The organism is Thioalkalivibrio sp. ALE10, from assembly GCF_000381385.1.
Lineage (GTDB): Bacteria > Pseudomonadota > Gammaproteobacteria > Ectothiorhodospirales > Ectothiorhodospiraceae > Thioalkalivibrio.
In genome coordinates this window covers 736560-757382 of record NZ_KB906450.1, presented here as the reverse complement: position 1 = coordinate 757382, position 20823 = coordinate 736560, and the positions used below count along the sequence as shown (strand labels likewise).

The window sequence follows — 20823 nt, the reverse complement described above, 5'->3', positions numbered from 1 at the left end:
GTCACTGCGGTTCGAACTGGATCCGGACCCCGCGCGCCGCGGCGTCGGCATCCGGCGGCTCCGGCAGGGCACGCAGGCGCTCGATCGCCTCCTCCACGGACGCGCAGAAGGCCGGCCCCCCGGCGCAGCGCTCCACCTCGAAACTGATGATACGCCCGGTCTCGTTGACCCGCACGTGCACCGTCGCCCGGTCCGACGTGCTGACGTCCGCGGGTTCACGCCAGCGGCGCTGGACCACCGCGCTGGCCTGTGCCTGCCACTCCTCGATCGCCTCGCGGCGTTCGGCCGCCGCCCGCGCCGCCTCGCGCCGTTCCGCGGCCTCGGCCATGCGCTGCATCTCCTCTTCCATGCGTTCGCGCCGACGCTGCTCCTCGAGTTCCCGCTCGGCTTCGGCGCGCCGCTCGGCTTCCTCGCGTGCCCTGCGTTCGGCCTCCTCCTGCTCGCGGCGCTCCTGCTCTTCCCGTGCCCGACGCTCCGCTTCCTCGCGTTCGCGCCGTTCCTGTTCCGCGCGCTCGCGTTCCGCTTCCGCCTCGCGCCGCGCCTGCTCGGCGGCCTCGCGCTCACGCTCCAGACGTTCGGCTTCTTCCTGTGCCTGCCGCCGCGCCCGTTCCGCCTCTTCCAGTGCCTCGCGTCGGGCCTGCTCCTCGGCCTCGCGCCGGCGCTGTTCTTCCAGCCTGCGCTGTTCCTCGGCGCGGCGGCGTTCCTCTTCCTCGCGCAGGGCCTCGGCGATCGCCTCCTGCTCCGCGACTTCGCGTTCATGCTGGATGCGGTCGAAGGTCTCGGCGTCCACCGCCTCGGCCTGAACCACTTCCACCTCGTCGCCGGTCGTGATCTCCAGGGGCTCCCCGGAACGGCTGTCCGGCGCAAGGTTGACGTTCAGCAACAGCGCCGCGAACAGCACGCCATGCAGCGCCAGCACCAGCAGCAGGGCAAACGGATGTTGTCGCAGCAGTTCGAACACGGCAGCCGGTTCAGTCGTCGCGCGGCGGATCGGTGATCAGGCCCACGCGGCCGCCCCCTGCCCGCTGCAGCGCGATCATCGCGTCGATCACCCGTCCGTAGTCCACATTGCGGTCGCCGCGCACGTAGGTCTGCGTGCCCGGGTGGTCCTCGAGGAACTGGATAACGATCTCGGTCATCTCCTCGGGCGCCAGCGGTTCATTCACCCGCGGCCCCTGGTTGAGGCTGAGCGCGCCCGCGGCGTCCACCGTGACGACCAGCGGTTCGGCCGCCTCGGTCCCGTCATCCAGCGCCTCGGCCTGAGCCTCGGGCAGATCCACTTCCACCCCCTGCTGCAGCATGGGCGCGGTGATCATGAAGATGATCAGCAGCACCAGCATCACGTCGATGAACGGCACGACGTTGATCTGCGACATCGGCCGCCGGCTGCGACGCTGACTGCGGAGCGAGGTCTTCGCCATGGTTTATTCGCCGGTCGTGGCGACCGACGCCTCGCTTGCGCGCGGATGGGACTGGCGGTTGAGCAGGCCCGCGAACTCTTCGCTGAAGTTCTCCAGCCGCCCGGCAATACGATCCACGTCCCCGGAGAAACGGTTATAGGCGATCACCGCCGGGATCGCCGCGAACAGCCCCAGCGCGGTGGCGATCAGGGCCTCGGCAATGCCCGGGGCGACCATTGCCAGAGTCGCCTGCTGCACCCCGGAAAGCCCGAGAAACGCGTGCATGATGCCCCAGACGGTACCGAACAGGCCGATGTACGGGCTGGTCGACCCGACCGTGGCCAGGAACTGCAGATAGCGCTCCATGCCGTCCAGCTCGCGCGAGATCGCCACCCGCATCGCGCCCTGGGCCGGCTCGGCGGGCGGCATGCCGTGCTGGCGCGCACGCAGGAACTCCTTGAACCCGGAGGAGAACACATGCTCCATCGGGTTCAGCACGGTCTTGCGCCGCAATCCCTCGTAGAGATGGGACAGATCCGCGCCCGACCAGAAACGTTCCTCGAAATCGTCGGCCGCACGGTCCACGCCGCGCAGCGTGCGCGCCTTCACGATGATGGCCAGCCACGAAAACACCGAGGCCAGCACGAGGATGATCATCACCAGCTGGACCACCAGACTGGCGTCCATGATGAGCTGGTACATCGAAAAATCGACTTCCACGGATCTTCTCCCTCAGCCTGTTGCTTCGGTATCGGTTGCGATCGCCGCGTGCATCGCGCGGTGGACGGATTCCGGCACGGCAGCCGGCACGCCGCGCTCGGGATCCACGCAGGCAATCATGATCTCGCCGACAACCAGCGCCTCGCCGTCGCGGCGCACGACCTGGTCGAACTCCACACTGGCGCGGCGCAGGCGACGCGGTTCGCAGGTCACTTCCAGTGCCTCGTTGAAACGCGCCGGCCGGCGCATGTCCAGACTGGCGCGGCGAACCGCGAACACCACGCCGCAGTCGGCCCTCAGACGGTCCTGCTCGAAGCCGAGTTCCCGCAGCCACTCGGTGCGCGCACGCTCCATGAATTTCAGATAATTGGCGTGATAGACCACGCCACCGGCATCGGTATCCTCGTAATAGACGCGCACCGGCCAGCGAAAATCCGTGGCTGCGGTCATGCACGCCCTCCGCCGGCCAGCAGGTCGCCATCCCCGCCGGGCAGGTCGAACATCGCCAGCGTGCGCCGGGTCGCCTGGCGGCCGCGCGGGGTGCGCTGCAGGTAACCCTGCTGGATCAGGAACGGCTCGACCACGTCCTCCAGGGTCCCGCGATCCTCGTTGAGCGCGGTGGCCAGGCTCTCCACGCCCACCGGCCCGCCGTCGAACTTGTCCACCAGCACCTCCAGCAGTCGCCGGTCCTGGGCGTCCAGGCCACCGGCGTCGATTGCCAGCAGATCCAGACCGTGCTCCGCGACCTCGGCGGTAATCACCCCGCTGGCGCGCACCTCGGCGTAGTCGCGCACCCGCCGCAGCAGGCGATTGGCCAGCCGCGGGGTGCCACGCCCGCGCCGCGCGATGGCCTCGGCCCCGGCGGCATCGATGCCCACGCCCAGCAGCCCGGCGGCCCGCTCGACAATATGCGCCAGGTCGGTGACGGAATAATGATTGAGGCGTTGCACGATGCCGAAACGGTCACGCAGCGGCGCCGACAGCAGCCCCGCGCGGGTGGTGGCCCCGACCAGGGTGAATGGCGGCAGATCGACCTTGATGGAGCGCGCGGCCGGCCCTTCGCCGATCACGATGTCCAGCTGCGAGTCCTCCAGCGCGGGGTACAGCACCTCTTCCACCACCGTGGGCAGGCGGTGGATTTCGTCGACGAACAGCACATCGCGCGGTTCCAGCGCGGTGAGGATCGCGGCCAGATCCCCGGCGCGTTCCAGCACCGGGCCGGAGGTCTGGCGCAGCCCCACCCCCAGTTCGTGGGCGACGATGTGCGCCAGGGTGGTCTTGCCCAGCCCCGGCGGACCGGCCACCAGGGTGTGATCCAGGGCCTCGCCCCGGCCACGCGCGGCATCGATGAACAGGCCCAGCTGTTCCACGACCTGCGGCTGGCCGGTGTAGTCCGTCAGCCGTTTCGGCCGCAGGCTCACTTCGGCGCCGGCGTCCTCGGACTGATGCTGCATGTCGACCAGGCGGGATTCCATGCGCTGCAGTATGCATCCTGCCGGGAACCATTTACAGGGGCCCGGGACTGTGGTTTTCGCGGAATCCGGGCCGGATCACGCCGGCCCGGCCTGCAGCCTCAGGAACGCACGGTCGCACGCAGGGCGAGGCGCACCAGGGTCTCCACCGAATCCGCCTGTTCGCGCACCGCGGCCACCATCTTCTCGGCACTGGCACGCGCATAGCCCAGGGCCTCCAGCGCCGCCAGGGCCTCGTCCTCCATCGACGGGCCGGCCGGGGCCGGCGCCGCATCGCCCCCCTTCTCCGGCGCCGCGCCGCCAAAGCCGAGTTCGCCCAGACGCTCGCCCAGCTCCAGGGCCACGCGTTCGGCTGTGCGCTTGCCGATGCCCGGGACCTTCGCCAGTCCAGTGGTGTCGCCCGAACGGATCAGCCCCGCCAGTTCGTCGCCGGCGTAGGTCGACAGCATCGCCAGCGCCAGACGCGCCCCGATGCCGTTGACCCGGATCAGGCGCCGGAACAGGTCACGGTCGCGGCGATGATGGAACCCGTACAGCTGATGGGCGTCCTCGCGCACCACCAGATGGGTGGCCAGCACCACGGTCTCGCCCGGGTCCGGCAACAGGGCCAGCGTGGACACCGGCACGTCCACCTCGTAGCCGACCCCGCCAACGTCCAGCAGCACGCCACCGGGCTCGCGGCTGATCAGGGTTCCCTCCAGGCGCGCGATCATGGGCGGCCCCCGCCGATGGCGGCGGCCGGCTGCAGCCGCGCCTGGCTGGCATCGGTATGCGCATGGCACAGCGCCACGGCCAGGGCGTCGGCGGCGTCGCTGGACACCGGTTCGCCGAGAGAAAGGATCTGCTGCGTCATGTGCTGGACCTGCTCCTTGCCGGCACCGCCGACCCCGACCACGGCCAGCTTGATCGCGCGCGGGGTGTATTCGTGGACGGGCAACCCCGCCCGGGTAGCGGCACAGATGGCCGCCCCGCGCGCCTGCCCGAGCTTGATCGCGGACTGCGCATTGCGTGCGACGAATACGCTCTCGATCGCGAGCACCTCGGGGGCCAGCTCGGCGATCACCTCCTCGATCCCCGCAAAGATCTCGCCGAGGCGCTCGGGGAACGCCTTCGCCCGCGGGCGCACCACGCCGTGCCCCAGCGAGCGCGACTGCCGCGACCCGGTTTCGATCACCGCGAAACCGGTCAGGCGCGAACCGGGATCAATGCCGAGGATGCGCACCGCTTCAGCCCCGCCGCCGAATCCGGAGCTCAACCATCGCCGCCCACCCCTTCGGGGAAGTTGGCGTTGGTGTAGACGTTCTGCACATCGTCCAGATCGTCCAGCATGTTCAGGAGCTTCAGCACCGTCTCGGCGGTTTCCTCGTCCAGCGGGGAAAGGGTCTCCGGACGCATGGTGACCTCCGAATTCTCCGGCTCCAGACCGTGATCCAGCAGGGCCTGACGCACGTCCTGATAGGCATCCGGGTCGGTGATGACCTCGATGGAACCGTCATCGTCCACCAGCACGTCCTCGGCGCCGCCCTCCAGTGCCGGCTCCATCACCGTCTCCTCGTCCAGCCCCGGCGGGAAGCTGATCACGCCCTTCTTCTCGAACAGATAGGCCACCGAACCGTCGGTGCCGAGATTGCCGCCCATCTTGTTGAAGGCGTGGCGCACCTCCGACACCGTCCGATTGCGGTTGTCGGTCATGCAGTCGACCATGATCGCGGCGCCCCCCGGGCCGTAGCCCTCGTAGCGCAGCTCCTCGTAGGCCTCGCCCTCGGTCTCCCCGGCGCCCCGCTTTGCCGCGCGCTCGATGGTATCGCGGGTCATGTTGTTCTTCAGGGCATTGTCGAACGCCAGACGCAGACGCGGATTGGTCTCCGGGTCCGGCCCGCCGTGACGCGCGGCCACGGTGATCTCGCGGATCAGCTTGGTGAACAGCTTGCCGCGCTTCGCGTCCTGCGCGCTCTTGCGGTGCTTGATGTTCGCCCACTTGCTGTGACCGGCCATGGTGTTCCGCCTCCTCGTTGCCTGTGCTCAGGGAAACGCTGCTCAGTGTAACGGGGTTCAGAGGTCGAATTCCCCGTGCTCCAGGAAATGCGCGACGGCCCGCGCGACCGGATCGCTGAAGATCAGGCCCATGTGGGTGACCGGTGCCTGGAGATGCCGGGACACTTCCGGGCCCCGGGTCTCCTCCACCGCGACCAGGCCATCATGCGGTTCGGGCAGCTCGGTCAGCAGCGGTCCCGGAAAACGCCCGCGGGTCCCGGCGATCATCCCCACCTGGCGCCCGCGCAGCACCGGGCTGCCGCCCAGCAGACCGCGATCCAGCGCGCGCCCCAGCCACCAGCGCCCGGCCCGGTTGGCGGCCAGCCGCGCGGCCACCCGACTGCCGGCGAGCGGGGAGCCCAGCATCACCACGCGCCCCGGCCGCTGCACCGGCGCCACCGCGAACAGATGCCGCAGGATCACCCCGCCAAGACTGTGGCCGACCAGGTGCACCATGTCGTCCGGCAGGGTCTCCAGCCAGGCCGCCAGGGCGCGCGCGACTTCCTCGGGGCTGGCCCTGCGCGACGGATAGCGAAACGCCCGCACCCGGTAACCCGCCGCATGCAGACGGCGCCGCAGCAGCACCATCTCCGCCCCGGTCATGTGCCAGCCATGCAGGGTCACCACTGTGGTCCGCATGGCCGTCATCGCCGCGCTGCCCCGGTCCTATTGCGCGCCGTCGCCGGCAACCCCGGCCCGCAGACGGATGCCCAGTTCGCGCAGCGGCTTCTCGCCCACCGGCGCCGGGGCGTCGGTCAGCAGACAGGCCGCGGTCTGGGTTTTGGGGAACGCCATCACGTCGCGGATCGAGTGGGCGCCGCTCATCAGCATCACCAGACGATCCAGACCGAAGGCGAGGCCGCCATGCGGCGGGGCGCCGAAGTTCAGCGCATCCAGCAGGAAGCCGAACTTCTCGCGTGCCTCTTCCTCGCCGATGCCCAGCGCCTCGAACGCGGCCTGCTGCATCTCCGGGTTGTGGATACGGATGGACCCGCCGCCGACCTCGGTGCCGTTGAGCACCATGTCGTAGGCCCGCGACATGGCCTCGCGCGGGTTCTCGCGCAGGGCGTCGGGGCTGTCGGTGGCCGGGGCGGTAAACGGGTGATGCAGGGCATACAGGCGCTTGTCGTCCGGGTCCCACTCGAACATCGGGAAATCCACCACCCACAGCGGGCGCCAGCCGGGCTCGACCAGGCCGCGATCATGGCCGACCTGCACGCGCAGCGCACCCAGCGCCTCGTTCACCACGTCGGCGCGGTCCGCGCCGAAGAAGATCAGGTCGCCGGCGGCCGCGCCGGTGCGCGCGAGGATCTCGCGGATCACGTCCTCGGGCAGGAACTTGAGGATCGGCGACTGCAGCCCGTTCGCAGGATCGGCGGGGTCGTTGACCTTGATGTACGCAAGACCCTTCGCCCCGTAGCGCCCGACGAACTCGGTGTAGCCGTCGATCTCCTTGCGGGTCAGCTCCGCGCCGCCCGGCACGCGCAGGGCGGCCACCCGCCCTTCGGGGTCGTTCGCCGGCGCGTTGAAGACCTTGAATTCCACCGCCTGCATCACCTCGGTCAGCTCGGTGAACTCCAGCGGGATGCGCAGGTCCGGCTTGTCGGAGCCGAAGCGGGTCATCGCCTCGGCATGACTCATGCGCGGGAACGGATCGTCCAGCTCAATGCCCATGACCTCGCGGAACAGATGACGCATCAGCTCCTCGGTCACGCCCATCACGTCGGCCTCGTCGACGAACGCCATCTCCATGTCCAGCTGGGTGAACTCCGGCTGGCGGTCGGCACGCAGGTCCTCGTCGCGGAAGCAGCGGGTGATCTGGTAGTAGCGGTCCATGCCGGACATCATCAGCAGCTGCTTGAACAGCTGCGGCGACTGCGGCAGGGCGAAGAAGCTGCCCGCGTGGGTGCGCGACGGCACCAGGTAGTCGCGCGCGCCCTCGGGCGTCGCGCGGGTCAGCATCGGCGTCTCGAGATCGAGGAAGTCGCGCTCCTCGAGGAACCGGCGCATCGCCGCGGTGACCCGCCCGCGCAGGCGCAGGCGCTCCTGCATCACCGGCCGCCGCAGATCCATGTAGCGATAGCGCAGGCGGGTGTCCTCGCCCACGTCCTCGTCATCCAGCGGGAACGGCGGGGTCTTCGCCGCGTTCAGCACCTCCAGCTCCAGCCCGAGGATCTCCACCGCGCCGGTGGTCAGCTCGGGGTTTTCGGTGCCTTCCGGGCGCCGGCGCACGCGCCCGGTCATGCGGATCACGTATTCGCTGCGCAGCTGCTCGGCCCGCGCGAAGACCTCCTCGCGGTCGGGATCGAACACCACCTGCACCAGTCCGGCGTGATCACGCAGATCGACGAAGATCACGCCGCCGTGGTCACGGCGGCGGTTGACCCAGCCACACAGGGTCACTTCGGAATCGAGGTCGCGTTCGGTGACCTGCCCACAGAGATGCGTTCGCATTGCGCCGTTCCAGCTGCCGGGCGCGGCATGCCGGTGATGGCGGCCGCGCGGGTTGATCGGGGAAAACGGGCGCGTCACGCCCGTCAAAGGGCCGGAAATGTTACGGCCTGCCCCCGTCCCGCGCAACCGGAAGCGGCTCGCTGACGGGATCATCGGACGGTATCACCACCCCCAGCGACATCACGAACTTGAGCCCGTCCTCCACCGACATGTCCAGCTCGGTGACCTCGGTGCGCGGGGTCAGCAGGACGAAGCCGGAGGTCGGGTTGGGGGCGGTGGGCACGAACACCGTCACCATGTCCTCGCCGGTGCGTTCGCGGGTCTCCGGAGTGGCGGTACCGGTCAGAAACGCGATGGACCAGGTCCCCCGACGGGGATACTCGATCATCACCACCTTGCGAAACGACTCCCCGCCGTTGGTGAAGACCGTCTCGGTAACCTGTTTCACCGCGCCATAGATGGTGCTCACCAGCGGGATGCGCCGCACCACCGCCTCGCCCAGGTGCACCAGACGGCGGCCAACGATGTTGGCCACGATCATCCCGGTCACCAGCACGATCGCCACCGCCAGCACCACCCCGGCACCCGGCAGGTCGAAGCCCAGCCATGCCTCCGGGCGCCAGGCCTCCGGCAGCACCAGCACGCTGTAATCCAGCAGGTCCACCAGCAGCTTGATGACGTAGCCGGTCACCACCAGTGGCAACCAGACCAGCAGGCCCGCGATCACGTAACGCCGGAGCGCGGCCAGCATCGGACTCAGCCTCCGGTCGTGGCGGCGCTGCCCCCACCATCGCCGCCGCCGGAACTGCCGGAACCCCCGGAGCCGCCACTGTCACCGGCGGACCCGCCGCCCTCCTTCAGGTTGCGCTGGCCGCCCCGTTTGAAATCGGTCTCGTACCAGCCACCCCCGGCCAGGCGGAACCCGGCGGCCGAGACCTGCTTGGTCAGCGCCTCGGCACCGCACTGCGGGCAGGTGGTGGCGGGCGGATCCGAAATCTTCTGCAGGATCTCGGAGACCTGGTGGCATTGCTGGCAGGCGTATTCGTAGATCGGCATGAGGATATTCTCCCGGAGTCCGTGGATCGATCAGTATGGATTGCCTGTATTATGCGGGCACCGGCCCGGAATAAAAGGACTCGCGGCGATTGCTTCGCGCGCCCGGAGATCCGATCATGCGGCGATCCCGAAAAAATGCCGAGCCCACGCCCAAAAGCGAGAGACGAGATGGCCGACAAGATCGTGATCATGCTGCTGAATCTGGACCTCGACCGCCCCGGCACTCTGGGGGCCCCGTTCTTTCAGGCCACGGTGGCCGGTGCCATGGATCTCGAGGTCGAGATCTATTTCGCTGCGCAGACCACCCGCCTGTTGCGCCAGGGGGTCGCCGAAGCCATGTACCCCGGCGACGGGCAGGAGAAATCGGTCTACAGTTTCATGCAGGATGCCCACGAGGCCGGTGCGCGTTTCTACGCCTGCGCCGGCGCGATGGACGAAAACGGCCTGACGCTGGACAACGCGGTGCCCGAACTCGACGGCATGCGCGGCGGCGGGGCCTTCATCGGCGAGGTCGTCGAGGACGGCGTCGCGACCCTGACCTACTGACCGGCACCCGGAGGTCCGCGTGAGTTCCGCCGAAGACGATGCCCGTGCCGTCCTGATCACCGGCTGCTCCTCCGGGATCGGGGCCCACGCCGCCCGCGCCCTGCGCGACCGCGGCTACCGGGTATTCGCCACGGCGCGCGCCGCCGAAGACGTCTCGCGCCTGAAGAAGGAGGGCTTCGAGGCCCTGCAGCTGGACCTCAACGACTCCGCCAGCATCCGCAGTGCGGCGCACGAGGTGCTGCACCGCACCGGCGGGAAGCTCTACGGCCTGTTCAACAATGGCGCCTACGGCCAGCCGGGGGCGGTGGAAGACCTCTCGCGCGCCGCCCTGCGCGCCCAGCTGGAGACCAACGTGCTGGGCTGGCTGGAGCTCACCAATCTGGTCATCCCGGCGATGCGCCGCGCCGGCGAGGGGCGCATCATCCAGAACTCCTCGGTGCTGGGGTTCGCCCCGCTGCGCCTGCGCGGGGCCTACGTCACCTCCAAGTTCGCGCTGGAAGGGATGTCCGACACCCTGCGCCAGGAACTCCACGGCAGCGGCATCCGCGTGGTCCTGATCCAGCCCGGGCCGATCCGCTCGGAATTCCGCGCCAACGCGCTGAAGGCCTTCCGCCACCACATCCACCGCGCCCACAGCCCCTGGGCCCGCACCTACGAGGCGGCCGAGGCGCGCATGGCCAACGCGGAGGCCGACGCCCCGTTCACCCTCGGGCCCGAGGCGGTCACGCGCTGCGTGATCCATGCCCTGGAGGCGCGGCGGCCGAAGCTGCGCTACCGCGTGACCTTCCCCACGCATCTGTTCGCCTTCCTCAAGGCGATCCTGCCGGCGCGCTGGATGGACGCCTTCCTGCGCCTGGTCTCGCGCGGCGAGAACCGCTGACGGTCGCGGCCCCCGGCGCATGAACGCGATCTTTCTTGCGCTGGTCGTCATCGCCTTCGCCACCGCGGCGCTGCGCGAGCTGCGCTCCACCGATCCCGACGAACGTCCGATGGCCGAGCTCTCCGAGGGCGCGGTGGAAGCGGCCGGGGCCGCGGTCGAGCTGGCACTGGGACTGGTCGGGGTGATGGCCCTGTTCCTCGGCCTGATGAAGATCGCCGAGGCCGGCGGCCTGCTGACCGTCCTCGCCCGCCTGCTGCGGCCGCTGATGGTGCGCCTGTTCCCGGACGTCCCGCCGGAACACCCGGCGATGGGCGCGATGATCCTGAACTTCTCCGCCAACATCCTCGGGCTGGGCAATGCCGCCACGCCGTTCGGCATCCGCGCGATGCAGGAACTGGAGAAGCTCAACCCCCACCCGGGCACCGCCACCAACGCGATGGCGCTGTTCCTGGCGATCAACACCTCCAGCATCACCCTGCTGCCCACCGGGGTGATCGCGCTGCGTGCCTCGCTGGGCTCGGAGGATCCGGCCGCCATCCTGCCGACCACGCTGTTCGCGACGCTGTTCGCCACGGTCGCCGGGATCACCAGCGCGCTGGTCCTGCAACGCTGGTTCCGCCCCCCGGCGGCCACCCGCGAGATCCCGCCCGGCGGCCTTGACGACCCCGACGCCGAAGCCGACCCCGGGGACCGGCGTTCCGATGCGGACCGGGACACGGAGCCGGGCGAGCAGCCCCAGCCGATGAACATCGAGGTCCCGGCCGAGGGCTATCCCGCCTGGGTCTCGCTCCTGGTCCTGCTGGGGGTGCTGGCGATCATCCCGCTGACCATCATCTACGGCCAGGCCATCGCCCCGTGGATCATCCCGGGGCTGGTGGTGGGCTTTCTCACCTATGGCGTCATCCGCGGGGTCCCGGTCTACGAGGTCTTCGTCGAGGGGGCAAAGGAGGGCTTCAACGTGGCCCTGCGGATCATCCCGTATCTGGTGGCGATCCTGGTCGCGGTGGGCATGCTGCGCGAGAGCGGGGCGCTGGGGATGTTCGTCGGGCTGATCGGGCCGTGGACCACGCCCTTCGGGCTGCCCGCCGAGGCCCTGCCGATGGCGCTGCTGCGGCCACTGTCCGGATCCGGGGCCTACGGGATCATGGCCGGGATCATGCAGGACCCCGCCACCGGGCCGGATACCCACGTCGGCATGCTGGTGTCCACCCTGCAGGGTTCCACCGAGACCACCTTCTACGTGCTCGCGGTCTATTTCGGCGCGATCGGGGTCAAACGGGTCCGCCACACCCTGGCGGCCGCGCTGAGCGCCGACGCGGTGGCGGTGGTCGCCGCAGTCGCGATCGTCGCCTGGCTCTACCTCTGACCCGCGTCGCGGGCGAACCCGCGCACCCGCTCCCGCAGCCCCGCCGGATCCACCGGCTTGGTGATGACCTCGGCGAAACCGGCCGCCAGCGCACGCTCACGCGTCGGGTCGGTGGCATCGGCGGTCACCGCCAGCACCGGGACGGCGGCCAGCAGGTCGTCGGCCCGCAACGCGCGCAGCACCTGATAACCGTCCATGCCGGGCATCGCCAGATCCAGAAGAATCAGGTCCGGGGCCAGCCGTGCCGCCTCCTCCAGGCCCTTCAGGGGGGTCTCGGCCACCACCGTTTCCAGGTCCGGCTCCGGTCCCAGGACCTCTTCCATCAGGCGCAGGTTGGCCGGCTGATCATCGATGCACAGCACCGTGCGCGGCGTGCCGGACGCCGGCAGTTCCGGGGCGCCGGTCGCGGCCGGGTGATCGGGCCCGCCCGCGGGTGTTGCCCCGGGATCGCTGTCCGCGGCCAGCGGCAGTTCGAACCAGAAGCAGGAACCCTCGCCCGGCGTGCTCGTCACGCCCAGCCGGCCGTCCATCATCTCCACCAGGTGCCGGGTGATGGTGAGCCCCACGCCGCTGCCCTCCATCCCGCTGGCGTCCGCCTCCAGCCGGTCGAAGGGCTGGAACAGCCGTTCCAGCTGCTCGGCGGTCAGTCCGGGGCCGGTGTCGTGCACCTCCAGCTGCAGCCCCTGTTGCCCCGCAGCGCCCAGCAGCGTCACCCGCCCGCCTGCGCGGTTGTACTTGATGGCGTTGGACAAGAGATTCAGCAGGACCTGTTTGAGCCGGGTACGGTCGGCCTGCACGCGCGGGGCATCCGCGGTGGCCGCCCGCGCGCCTTCCAGGCGAACCTCGCGCTCCTGCGCCAGCGGCCGCAGCAGCGACAGGCACTCGTCCACCACGTCCGCCACGTCCACCGGTTCCGGCATCACCTGCAGCCGCCCCGATTCGATGCGCGCGAGGTCCAGGATCTCGTTGATCAGCTCCAGCAGGTGCCGACCGGCGCGGGCGATCTCGTCCAGCTGACTCTGCTGGCGCTCGCCCAGCGACGTGTCGCGCTGCAACAGCTGGGCAAAGCCCAGGATGGCGTTCATCGGCGTGCGCAGCTCGTGGCTCATATTGGACAGGAAGTCGGACTTCGCCCGGCTGGCCTGCTCGGCCTCCTCGCGGGCCCGCTGCAACTCGGTGCGCCGCTGCAGCTCCGCAGTGAAATCCCCGAAGATGTTGAAGATGTACTGCGGCTCGCTACGGCTGTCACGCACCACGCCGATGGTACTGCTGGACATGAACACCGCGCCGTTGCGGCAGCGGATCGGCAGCTGACCGGTCCAGGCCCCGCCGGCCTCGCGGATTTCGTCGATCTCGCGCGCCGACTGTTCCGCCTCCGCCGGGATCAGTTCGCGATAGGATCGGCCCGCCAGATCGGCCTCCTCGAAGCCGGTCATCTCCAGCACCGCGGGGTTGTTGTACACCATGCGGCCTTCCCGGTCGGCGACCGAGATCGCCTGTTCCGAGGCCTCGAAGATGCGCCGGAACAGCGACAGTTCCTCCTGGGCCTGCTGCAGCTCGGTGACATCCTGAACGGTTCCGGTCAGCCGGCCGTTCTGTTCCCGGCCCCCGGTGCTTTCGCCATGGGCAATCAGATGCAGGTGCCGCAGTTCGCCGTCATCGCGCCGGATGCGCAGAAACACCTCGCCCCGCCCCTCGGCCAGCACCCCGGCATATTCGCGGTCGAGCCCCTCGCGATCCTCGGGGTGCACGAACGCACGAAAGCCCTCCATGCTCACCGGGGCGTCGCCCGGGGACAGGGCGAAGATCTCGTAGACCACGTCGGACCACCACAGCGCTCCGGTCACCGGATCGTGCTCCCAGTGCCCCACGCGCGCGAGGCGCTGGGCTTCGCGCAGTCGCGTGGTCTGCCGGGTCAGCGCCAGCTCGGACTGCTTGCGCTTGGTGATGTCCTGTGACACGCCCAGCATGTGCTGCACGTCGCCACTGGCGTCGCGCTCGACGTCACCGCGCTGCAGCAGCCAGCGGACCGTGCCATCCGGCCAGACCACCCGGTGCTCCAGTTCGAGATAGGACCCGCGACGCAGGGAACTGCGGATGGCGTTTTCCACCCGCTCGCGATCCTCCGGGTGCACCGCACCGAGAAAGTTTTCCACCGTGGGCTCGAGGTCTCCGTGAGAGTGGCCCAGCAGGGGCGCGATACGCTCGGACCACTGCAGCTCCTCACGCCCCGGGGTCCATTCCCAGGTCCCCATGTTGGCGAAGCGCTGGCTGCTGCGCAGGCGATGCTCCTGGCGCTTCACCGTGGTGATGTCGGTGCGGATCGACACGTACTGATAAGGCAGGCCGTCGCCGTCCAGATAGGGAACGATGGTGGTCTCGACCCAGTACAGCGAGCCGTCCCGCGCGCGGTTGCAGAGTTCGCCCTGCCAGACGCGACCCGCGGCAATGGTCTCCCAGAGCTCCTCGTAGAAAGCCGGGGCGTGCATTCCGGATTTCAGCAGGCGATGGTTGCGCCCCAGCAGATCGGATACGTTATAGCCGCTGACCCGCGCGAACCGCTCGTTGGCATAGATGATGTCGCCAGCCACGTCGGTGATGCTCACCAGCGCGTGCTCGTTGACCGCCAGGTGTTCGCGCTCACGCTCGTACAATGCCTGGCGATAAGCACGGGTCACCCCGTCCATCTGCCGCTGCTGGCGGGCACGCGCCACCACCGCATCCGCCAGGCGGCGCGGTTCCACCGGTTTGAGGAACACCCCGCTGGCCCCGGGGTGCAGGGCCATCAGCTCGTTCACCCGCCCGGGATCGGCGGTCAGGACCAGCATGGGGATGGAGGAACCGTTGTCGCGGGTGCGCAGCAGCGCCGCGAACTCCGCGAAGCTGCATCCCCCCTCGTCCAGATCCAGCAACAGGACCTCGACCTCGCCGCCGTGGAGGCCGGCCAGCGCGGCATCGGGGTCCGGCTGGACCTCGACCGTCAGTCCGGCCTCCCGCAGGCCCGCCGCCAGGGTGTCGTCGGCAGCCTCGGGGCGGGCACTCGCCAGGAGCACCCGGTACCCCGTTTCCGCGACCACCCCGCCGATCTGCACCAGCTGCTCCAGCAGGGTATCGTCCGCCAGCGGGTAATCGAGGCAGCGGGCAGCGCCCTCGCGCACGGCCTGCAGGCGCGCCCCGGGGCTCCAGGAGCGCGCCACCACCAGGGTCGGCAGAAACCCGCGTCCCGGCTCCTGCAGTCGCGTGAGCACCACGGACTCCGGGGCCACCTCGCCGACGCAGACCACCCGCGCGGTAATCCCGCCGGCGCCCGCCGCGTCCGGTACGGCGCCGGCCAATACCACGGCGAAGCCGTGATCACGCAGCATGCCCGCCACCGCCTCGCCGACTTCCGGGTCCTCCGCGACCACCTGCACCCGGCCGCCACCCGCATCCGCCGACACCTGCGGCTGGAGCCGCGTCTCCGGCACCCCCTGAGCCTGACGCGACCACGCATCCGCGGCGGCCTCCAGGCGCGCGAGGCCCAGACGCAGCAGTTCGTGGTCGGCAGTGTTCGGACGGGCCCGCAGCCCGGCTAGGGTGGCCTGTAGTGACTCGGCCAGGCGCAGGATCTCCTGCACCCCGTGAGTCCGGGCCACGCGGGCCAGGGCGCTGACCTCGCGATACAGCCGATCCACGCAGTCCCCGGAGCATTCACCCTGATCGAGCTCGCCCGCGGCGTCGCGCAGGCGTGCGAGGCGCGCGCTCAGAAAGGCCGGAAAAGCGGCCCGCGAGCGCCCGCCGGACACGGTGTCCGGACCCTCGAAACCGGCTGCCTGCTCCCCCGCTCCGGGGGCATCAGTTCGGCGGTCCACCGGGCGTTATGTCCTTGTCCTTCACGATGAAGTACACCCCCGCCGCAGCGAGGACCATCCACAGGAACAGGGCCACCACGCCGATCCGCTCCCACAGCGGAACGAAGAAGAACAGCATCAGGGCCGCCAGCCCCAGCAGGATATTGCCGATGACGAAATTCGAGGGGCGGCCGCCGGACGGATCGGACATGACAGTCTCCTGCAGTGGCTTACTGCTTCTTGTACTGACTGAAATCGAACTGACCCGCGGTCATCTCGTCCCACAGATCACTTTGCAGCACGGCGAGCAGCTTGAACAGCTTGCGCAGCTCCGGATCCTCCATGAAACTCTGATCGCTGCTGGCCTTCAGGGCCTCCACCAGGGTCGCGCACTGTTCACGACTGATCCCGGTGACATCCAGGCCCTCGTCTCCCATGTCCACATTCATCGAGCCACTCCGGTTCGTTCGGTCCCCCGATTGTATGCCGGTACCGTCGCCCGGCGAAAACGCCGGACTCCGGTCGTGCCATTGCCATGCGACAACGTGCCGGGGCCGCTACTCGCCCCCGCCTGTGTCATTGCGAGGAGCCGAAGGCGACGTGGCAATCGGTTGCTGCCCGCAGTGCACCGGGGCCGGGGGCCGCCATGGCGATTGCTTCGTCACTACGCTCCTCGCAATGACGGGGCCGGCTTACGCCGCCTGCTCGCGGATCTGGTCCACCCGGTTGCGTACGTACAGGTAGTACAGCACCGGGATGATCACCAGGGTCAGCACCGTGGACACGAACACCCCGAAGATCAGCGAGATCGCCAGCCCGGAGAAGATCGGGTCATCGAGGATGAACCCGGCGCCGACCATCGCCGCCAGCCCGGTCAGCACGATCGGCTTGGCCCGCACCGCACCGGCATGCACCACCGCCTCGATGGTATCCACCCCGCGGCGCAGCTCCTCGTTGATGAAATCCACCAGCAGGATCGAGTTGCGCACGATGATCCCCGCCAGCGCGATCATCCCGATCATGGAGGTCGCCGTGAACTTGGCATCCATGAAGAACGCGTCCACGAACGCGTGCCCCGGCATCACCCCGATCACCGTCAACGGGATCGGCGCCATGATGATCAGCGGCACCATGTACGAGCGGAACTGCGCGACCACCAGCAGGTAGATCAGGATCAGTCCCACCGAGTAGGCGATGCCCATGTCGCGGAAGGTCTCGTAGGTCACCTGCCATTCGCCGTCCCACTTCAGGCTGAAGTTGTACGGGTTGTCCGGCTGGCTGATGAACCGCTGCTCCAGCGGCTCGCCATGGACCATGGGCTGGTCGCGCAGGCCGAAGAACATGTCGAACATGCCGTACAGCGGGCTGTCCACACCGCCCGCCAGATCGCCCTGCACGTAGACCACCGGCAGCAGGTTCTTGTGATGGATGGAGTGTTCGCGGCTCGAATCCACCACGTTCACGACCTCGGCCAGCGGGACCAGTTCGCCGCTCTGCGAGCGGACTCGCAGCCCGAGCACCGGATCCAGGCTGCCCTTCTCCGCACGATCGAACTCCAGACGCACCGGCACCGCATACTTGATGTTGGAGCCGTACAGATAGGTTACGTCCTCGCCGGACAGGGCGGTCTCGATCGCCTCGACCACCGCCCGCTGGGGCACGCCCAGATGCGCGGCGCGCTCGCGGTCCACCTGCAGGATCTTCTTCGGCCCCGGGTGTTCCACCGAGTCATCGATGTCGGTGAGGCCCTCGGTGTTCTCGAACACCTCGCGCACCTGTTTCGCAACCTCGATCTGGCCGTCGTAGTCCGGCCCGTAGATCTCGGCGACGATCGGCGACATCACCGGCGGTCCCGGCGGCACCTCGACCACCTTCACCGCTGCGCCGTCATGGCGCCCGGCGATGGCATTGATCTCGTCGCGCACCGACAGCGCGATGTCGTGGCTGCGCCGGTCGCGCTCGGAGGCATGCGTCAGGTTCACCTGGATGTCGCCGACATGGCTCCCCTCGCGCAGGTAGTACTGCCGCACCAGGCCGTTGAAGTTGATGGGCGTGGCCGTGCCCGCGTAGGTCTGCACGTCGTGCACCTCGGGCACCGTCTTGAGGTAGTCGGCCATCTCGCCCAGCACCTGGCCGGTGCGTTCCAGACTGGTGCCCTCGGGCATGTCCAGCACCACCTGGAACTCCGACTTGTCGTCGAACGGCAGCATCTTCAGCACCACCAGCTGGTAATAGGCCAGCGACACCGAGCCGACGATCAGCACCAGCGTGCCGATCCACAGCGCCATGCGGTTGATCTTCTTGCGCCCGCCGGTCCCGAGGAAGGGACGCAGCACGAAGTTGAACAGGCGCATCAGGCCATCGGAGGCCGCCTCGCCGGCCTCGTGTCCGCCGTGTCCGCCCCCGGCCTCGTGCTGTTCGGCCTGACGCCGCAGCACCTTGTAGGTCAGCCACGGAGTCACCACGTAGGCCACCGCCAGCGACAGGACCATCCCCATGGAGGCGTTGATCGGGATGGGGCTCATGTACGGCCCCATGAGCCCGGTCACGAAGGCCATGGGCAGCAGCGCCGCGATGACGGTAAAGGTCGCGAGGATGGTCGGGCCGCCCACCTCGTCCACCGCCAGCGGGATGGATTCGAGGAACTTGCGCCCGCCCTGGACCATGTGTCGGTGGATGTTCTCCACCACCACGATCGCGTCGTCCACCAGGATGCCGATGGCGAAGATCAGCGCGAACAGCGACACCCGGTTGAGGGTGAAACCCCAGGCCCAGGACGCGAACAGCGTCAGCGCGAGGGTAATGATGACCGCCACGCCGACGATGAACGCCTCGCGCCAGCCCAGCGCGATCCACACCAGGATGATCACCGACGCGGTTGCCAGCATCAGCTTCTGGATCAGCGTGGAGGCCTTGTCCTCGGCCGTCTCGCCGTAGTTGCGGGTGATCGAGACCTCGACCCCCTCGGGGATGTAGGTGCCCTGCAGCTGGTCCAGGCGCTCGATGACCTGGTCGGCGATATCGGGGGCGTTGGTGCCCGGCTGCTTGGCCACCGCGACGGTCACCGCCGGGTGACTCTGGCCAATGTGCCCGCCGCCCTCGGCCGCGGCCCCATGGGCGAAGCGTACGTGCTCGCTCGGATAGCCGGGGCCCTGTTCGACCTCGGCCACGTCTTCCAGATGCACCGGACGTCCGTCATGCATCCCCACCACCAGCCGCGCGAACGCCTCGGGCTCGGTGATGAAGTCGCCGGCCTGGATCAGGATCTCCTCGTCGTCCTGATACAGATGCCCGGCATCGCGCGAGAAATTCGACACCGCCAGGGCCTCGCGCAGGTCGTCCACCGCGAGGTTGTGCGCCGCCAGCATCTCCGGCTGGAAGCGCACGTGGACCACGTGGTCGGGCCCGCCGACGGTGTAGATGTCGCGCGTGCCGGGCACCCGCTTGAGTTCCGATTCCAGCCCGTGGGCCACGCGCAGCAGGTCGTGTCCGCCACGTTCTTCGTCCTCGGTCCACAGGGTCACGTTGACGATGGGCACGTCATCGATGCCCATCGGCCGCACCATCGGCTCGCCGACCCCCAGATTCCGCGGCATCCAGTCGTCGTTGGAGAAGACCTGGTTGTACAGCCGCACCAGCGCCGCGGTGCGGTCCTCGCCCACCTCGAACTGGATGGTGATATGCGCCATGTCCGGGCGCGAGGTGGAATAGATGTCGTCCACCCCCTCGATCTCGGACAGCACCTGCTCCGCAGGGGTCGACACCAGATGGGCGACCTCCTCGGCGCTGGCCCCGGGGAACGGGATGAACACGTCCGCCATGGTGACGTTGATCTGCGGCTCTTCCTCGCGCGGAGTCACCAGGATGGCAAACAGCCCCAGCAGCAGCCCCACCAGGGCCAGCAACGGGGTGATCTGGGTGGTCAGGAAGGCCTTCGCAATGCGCCCGGAGATCCCCATGCGCTCCGGGGCCGCGTCCGTGCCGCCGCCGCTCATCGCGTCACCTGCTGGTGTTCCTTGAGATAGATCGCGGCATGCACCGGATCCAGCGCCACGCGTTCACCCTCGCGCAGGCCACCAAGGATCTCGATCATGCCGTCGTGCTCGCGCCCGGTGCGGACCTGACGGAAGCGCACCCGGCCCTCGTCGTCGATCACGTAGACCGCGATCACCTCGGAGCGATAGGCGACGGCCTCCTGCGGCACCATCAGGCGCTCGACCTCGTCCAGCACGAAGCTCGTTTTCACGAACATGCCGGGAAACAGACCGCGGTTGTTCTCGTCCTCGGGCAGGTTCACGCGCACCCGGAAGGTGGCGCTCTGCGGATGTGCATAGGGGAACAGGGTCAGGCTCTCGGCAGCGATCCGTTCGCCGGAATCCAGCAGGACCTCGGCCTCGCGCCGATCCCGCACCCCGGGCATCAGACGCTGGGGCACGTCGACCTCGACCCGCAGGCGATCCAGGCTCAGCCCGGCCAGCAGCGGCGAACCCGGCGAGACCGATTCCCCGACCTCGACCATGCGCTCGGTCACGATCCCGGAGTACGGCGCGTAGACCTCGGTGTAGCCGAGCTGTTCGCGGGCCTCGTCCACCCGCCCCTCGGCCGAGCGCAGGCGCGCACGGGCCGATTCCAGCTGCGCCTCGGCGCGCTCGAACTCGGAGCGCGACACCACGTCCTGTTCGAACACCTCGCGGATGCGTTCGAACTCGGAGCGCGCCTCGCGGAAACGTGCCCGCGCATCGGCGAGGTCACCCTCGGCCTGACTCAGGCGCGCCTGTTGCTGGACGTCGCTGATGCGCAGCAGGAGTTCGTCCTCTTCGACAAAGTCATCCACGTCCACGTAGATCTCGCGGATGCGGCCCGAGGTCTGGGCCGAGATGGTGGAGCGCTGGACCGCTTCGACGCGGCCATCCAGCAGACGCTCCTGCGGCAGGGTCAGACGCTCGGCCTCGACCGTCTCGAAGGGCAGGTCATCGGCCTGAGTCGCCAGCGGCAGAGCCAGCGCAAGCAGCGCGGCCCCGATGATCGGGAGTCGTGTCATGGTGTGGTCCCTTCCGGATATTCG

Annotated in this window: 20 protein-coding genes; 3 read left to right on the top strand and 17 right to left on the bottom strand. The window is 69.0% G+C overall.

The annotated features are described in order from the left end of the window. Position 1: 1 nt before the first annotated feature. From tolA to F788_RS0103705, 12 genes are all read right to left on the bottom strand, one after another. Positions 2–961: a cell envelope integrity protein TolA gene (gene tolA / locus F788_RS0103760; RefSeq protein WP_019589296.1), complete on the bottom strand. Its 960-nt coding sequence runs from the start codon at positions 959–961 to the stop codon at positions 2–4. A 10-nt stretch (positions 962–971) separates the two neighbouring features. Then, the gene (gene tolR / locus F788_RS0103755) at positions 972–1421 is read right to left on the bottom strand and encodes a protein TolR (RefSeq protein WP_019589295.1); all 450 of its coding nucleotides are present in this window, start codon (positions 1419–1421) and stop codon (positions 972–974) included. A 3-nt stretch (positions 1422–1424) separates the two neighbouring features. After that, positions 1425–2102 (bottom strand): protein TolQ, encoded by a 678-nt coding sequence (tolQ, locus tag F788_RS0103750; protein WP_026279503.1) that lies wholly within the window; start codon positions 2100–2102, stop codon positions 1425–1427. A gap of 30 nt (positions 2103–2132) precedes the next feature. Continuing rightward, complete coding sequence (gene ybgC / locus F788_RS0103745) at positions 2133–2570, bottom strand: tol-pal system-associated acyl-CoA thioesterase (RefSeq protein WP_019589294.1); 438 nt, start codon at positions 2568–2570, stop codon at positions 2133–2135. Then, positions 2567–3595, bottom strand: coding sequence for a Holliday junction branch migration DNA helicase RuvB (gene ruvB, locus F788_RS0103740; protein WP_018946409.1), 1029 nt, complete (start codon positions 3593–3595; stop codon positions 2567–2569). Before ruvB ends, ybgC begins: the two co-directional genes overlap by 4 nt. Before the next feature lie 98 nt (positions 3596–3693). Next, the gene (gene ruvA / locus F788_RS0103735) at positions 3694–4305 is read right to left on the bottom strand and encodes a Holliday junction branch migration protein RuvA (RefSeq protein WP_019021238.1); all 612 of its coding nucleotides are present in this window, start codon (positions 4303–4305) and stop codon (positions 3694–3696) included. Next, positions 4302–4814: a crossover junction endodeoxyribonuclease RuvC gene (gene ruvC, locus F788_RS0103730; protein ID WP_019589293.1), complete on the bottom strand. Its 513-nt coding sequence runs from the start codon at positions 4812–4814 to the stop codon at positions 4302–4304. Before ruvC ends, ruvA begins: the two co-directional genes overlap by 4 nt. 29 nt (positions 4815–4843) lie before the next feature. Then, positions 4844–5587, bottom strand: a complete 744-nt coding sequence (locus F788_RS0103725) for a YebC/PmpR family DNA-binding transcriptional regulator (RefSeq protein WP_019589292.1) — start codon at positions 5585–5587, stop codon at positions 4844–4846. 57 nt (positions 5588–5644) lie between these two features. After that, on the bottom strand, positions 5645–6274 hold the full coding sequence (locus F788_RS0103720; protein ID WP_018870023.1) for a triacylglycerol lipase: 630 nt from the start codon (positions 6272–6274) through the stop codon (positions 5645–5647). A gap of 18 nt (positions 6275–6292) precedes the next feature. Beyond that, complete coding sequence (aspS, locus tag F788_RS0103715; RefSeq protein ID WP_019589291.1) at positions 6293–8080, bottom strand: aspartate--tRNA ligase; 1788 nt, start codon at positions 8078–8080, stop codon at positions 6293–6295. 100 nt (positions 8081–8180) lie between these two features. Next, a complete protein-coding gene (locus F788_RS0103710) occupies positions 8181–8831 on the bottom strand; it encodes a DUF502 domain-containing protein (RefSeq protein WP_019589290.1) in 651 nt (216 codons plus the stop codon). 5 nt (positions 8832–8836) lie between these two features. Then, positions 8837–9136, bottom strand: coding sequence for an FmdB family zinc ribbon protein (locus tag F788_RS0103705; protein WP_019589289.1), 300 nt, complete (start codon positions 9134–9136; stop codon positions 8837–8839). A 168-nt stretch (positions 9137–9304) separates the two neighbouring features. Here F788_RS0103705 and F788_RS0103700 point away from each other — a divergent pair, with 168 nt between their 5' ends. Genes F788_RS0103700 through F788_RS0103690 form a run of 3 tightly spaced genes read left to right on the top strand, consistent with a single transcriptional unit; the run spans position 9305 to position 11928 of the window. Further along, entirely contained in the window at positions 9305–9682 is a 378-nt protein-coding gene (locus F788_RS0103700; protein ID WP_019021243.1) for a DsrE family protein, read from the top strand. A 19-nt stretch (positions 9683–9701) separates the two neighbouring features. Then, positions 9702–10562, top strand: coding sequence for an SDR family oxidoreductase (locus F788_RS0103695; protein WP_019021244.1), 861 nt, complete (start codon positions 9702–9704; stop codon positions 10560–10562). A gap of 19 nt (positions 10563–10581) precedes the next feature. Further along, positions 10582–11928: a nucleoside recognition domain-containing protein gene (locus tag F788_RS0103690; protein WP_019569123.1), complete on the top strand. Its 1347-nt coding sequence runs from the start codon at positions 10582–10584 to the stop codon at positions 11926–11928. Here F788_RS0103690 and F788_RS0103685 read toward each other — a convergent pair. From F788_RS0103685 to F788_RS0103665, 5 genes are all read right to left on the bottom strand, one after another. Next, a complete protein-coding gene (locus tag F788_RS0103685; protein WP_019589288.1) occupies positions 11919–15779 on the bottom strand; it encodes a PAS domain-containing protein in 3861 nt (1286 codons plus the stop codon). The two genes, F788_RS0103690 and F788_RS0103685, sit on opposite strands and share 10 nt — an antisense overlap. Further along, entirely contained in the window at positions 15763–15969 is a 207-nt protein-coding gene (locus F788_RS0103680; protein ID WP_018870031.1) for a hypothetical protein, read from the bottom strand. The genes F788_RS0103685 and F788_RS0103680 overlap by 17 nt, the downstream gene beginning before the upstream one ends. 19 nt (positions 15970–15988) lie before the next feature. Next, positions 15989–16207 (bottom strand): hypothetical protein, encoded by a 219-nt coding sequence (locus tag F788_RS0103675; RefSeq protein WP_018870032.1) that lies wholly within the window; start codon positions 16205–16207, stop codon positions 15989–15991. Positions 16208–16450: 243 nt separating this feature from the next. Next, positions 16451–19753, bottom strand: a complete 3303-nt coding sequence (locus F788_RS0103670) for an efflux RND transporter permease subunit (RefSeq protein ID WP_018870033.1) — start codon at positions 19751–19753, stop codon at positions 16451–16453. Then, positions 19750–20799 (bottom strand): efflux RND transporter periplasmic adaptor subunit, encoded by a 1050-nt coding sequence (locus tag F788_RS0103665; RefSeq protein WP_018870034.1) that lies wholly within the window; start codon positions 20797–20799, stop codon positions 19750–19752. The genes F788_RS0103670 and F788_RS0103665 overlap by 4 nt, the downstream gene beginning before the upstream one ends. Positions 20800–20823 lie beyond the last annotated feature (24 nt).

Bases quoted from the DNA above. Each gene is read 5' to 3' on its own strand.
- F788_RS0103710 (WP_019589290.1), bottom strand. From the start codon at position 8,831: ATGCTGGCCGCGCTCCGGCGTTACGTGATCGCGGGCCTGCTGGTCTGG.
- F788_RS0103680 (WP_018870031.1), bottom strand. From the start codon at position 15,969: ATGTCCGATCCGTCCGGCGGCCGCCCCTCGAATTTCGTCATCGGCAAT.
- tolQ (WP_026279503.1), bottom strand. From the start codon at position 2,102: ATGTACCAGCTCATCATGGACGCCAGTCTGGTGGTCCAGCTGGTGATG.
- F788_RS0103665 (WP_018870034.1), bottom strand. From the start codon at position 20,799: ATGACACGACTCCCGATCATCGGGGCCGCGCTGCTTGCGCTGGCTCTG.
- F788_RS0103705 (WP_019589289.1), bottom strand. From the start codon at position 9,136: ATGCCGATCTACGAATACGCCTGCCAGCAATGCCACCAGGTCTCCGAG.
- F788_RS0103700 (WP_019021243.1), top strand. From the start codon at position 9,305: ATGGCCGACAAGATCGTGATCATGCTGCTGAATCTGGACCTCGACCGC.
- F788_RS0103725 (WP_019589292.1), bottom strand. From the start codon at position 5,587: ATGGCCGGTCACAGCAAGTGGGCGAACATCAAGCACCGCAAGAGCGCG.
- tolR (WP_019589295.1), bottom strand. From the start codon at position 1,421: ATGGCGAAGACCTCGCTCCGCAGTCAGCGTCGCAGCCGGCGGCCGATG.
- ybgC (WP_019589294.1), bottom strand. From the start codon at position 2,570: ATGACCGCAGCCACGGATTTTCGCTGGCCGGTGCGCGTCTATTACGAG.
- F788_RS0103690 (WP_019569123.1), top strand. From the start codon at position 10,582: ATGAACGCGATCTTTCTTGCGCTGGTCGTCATCGCCTTCGCCACCGCG.
- ruvB (WP_018946409.1), bottom strand. From the start codon at position 3,595: ATGGAATCCCGCCTGGTCGACATGCAGCATCAGTCCGAGGACGCCGGC.
- aspS (WP_019589291.1), bottom strand. From the start codon at position 8,080: ATGCGAACGCATCTCTGTGGGCAGGTCACCGAACGCGACCTCGATTCC.
- F788_RS0103720 (WP_018870023.1), bottom strand. From the start codon at position 6,274: ATGACGGCCATGCGGACCACAGTGGTGACCCTGCATGGCTGGCACATG.
- F788_RS0103675 (WP_018870032.1), bottom strand. From the start codon at position 16,207: ATGAATGTGGACATGGGAGACGAGGGCCTGGATGTCACCGGGATCAGT.
- ruvA (WP_019021238.1), bottom strand. From the start codon at position 4,305: ATGATCGCGCGCCTGGAGGGAACCCTGATCAGCCGCGAGCCCGGTGGC.
- F788_RS0103670 (WP_018870033.1), bottom strand. From the start codon at position 19,753: ATGAGCGGCGGCGGCACGGACGCGGCCCCGGAGCGCATGGGGATCTCC.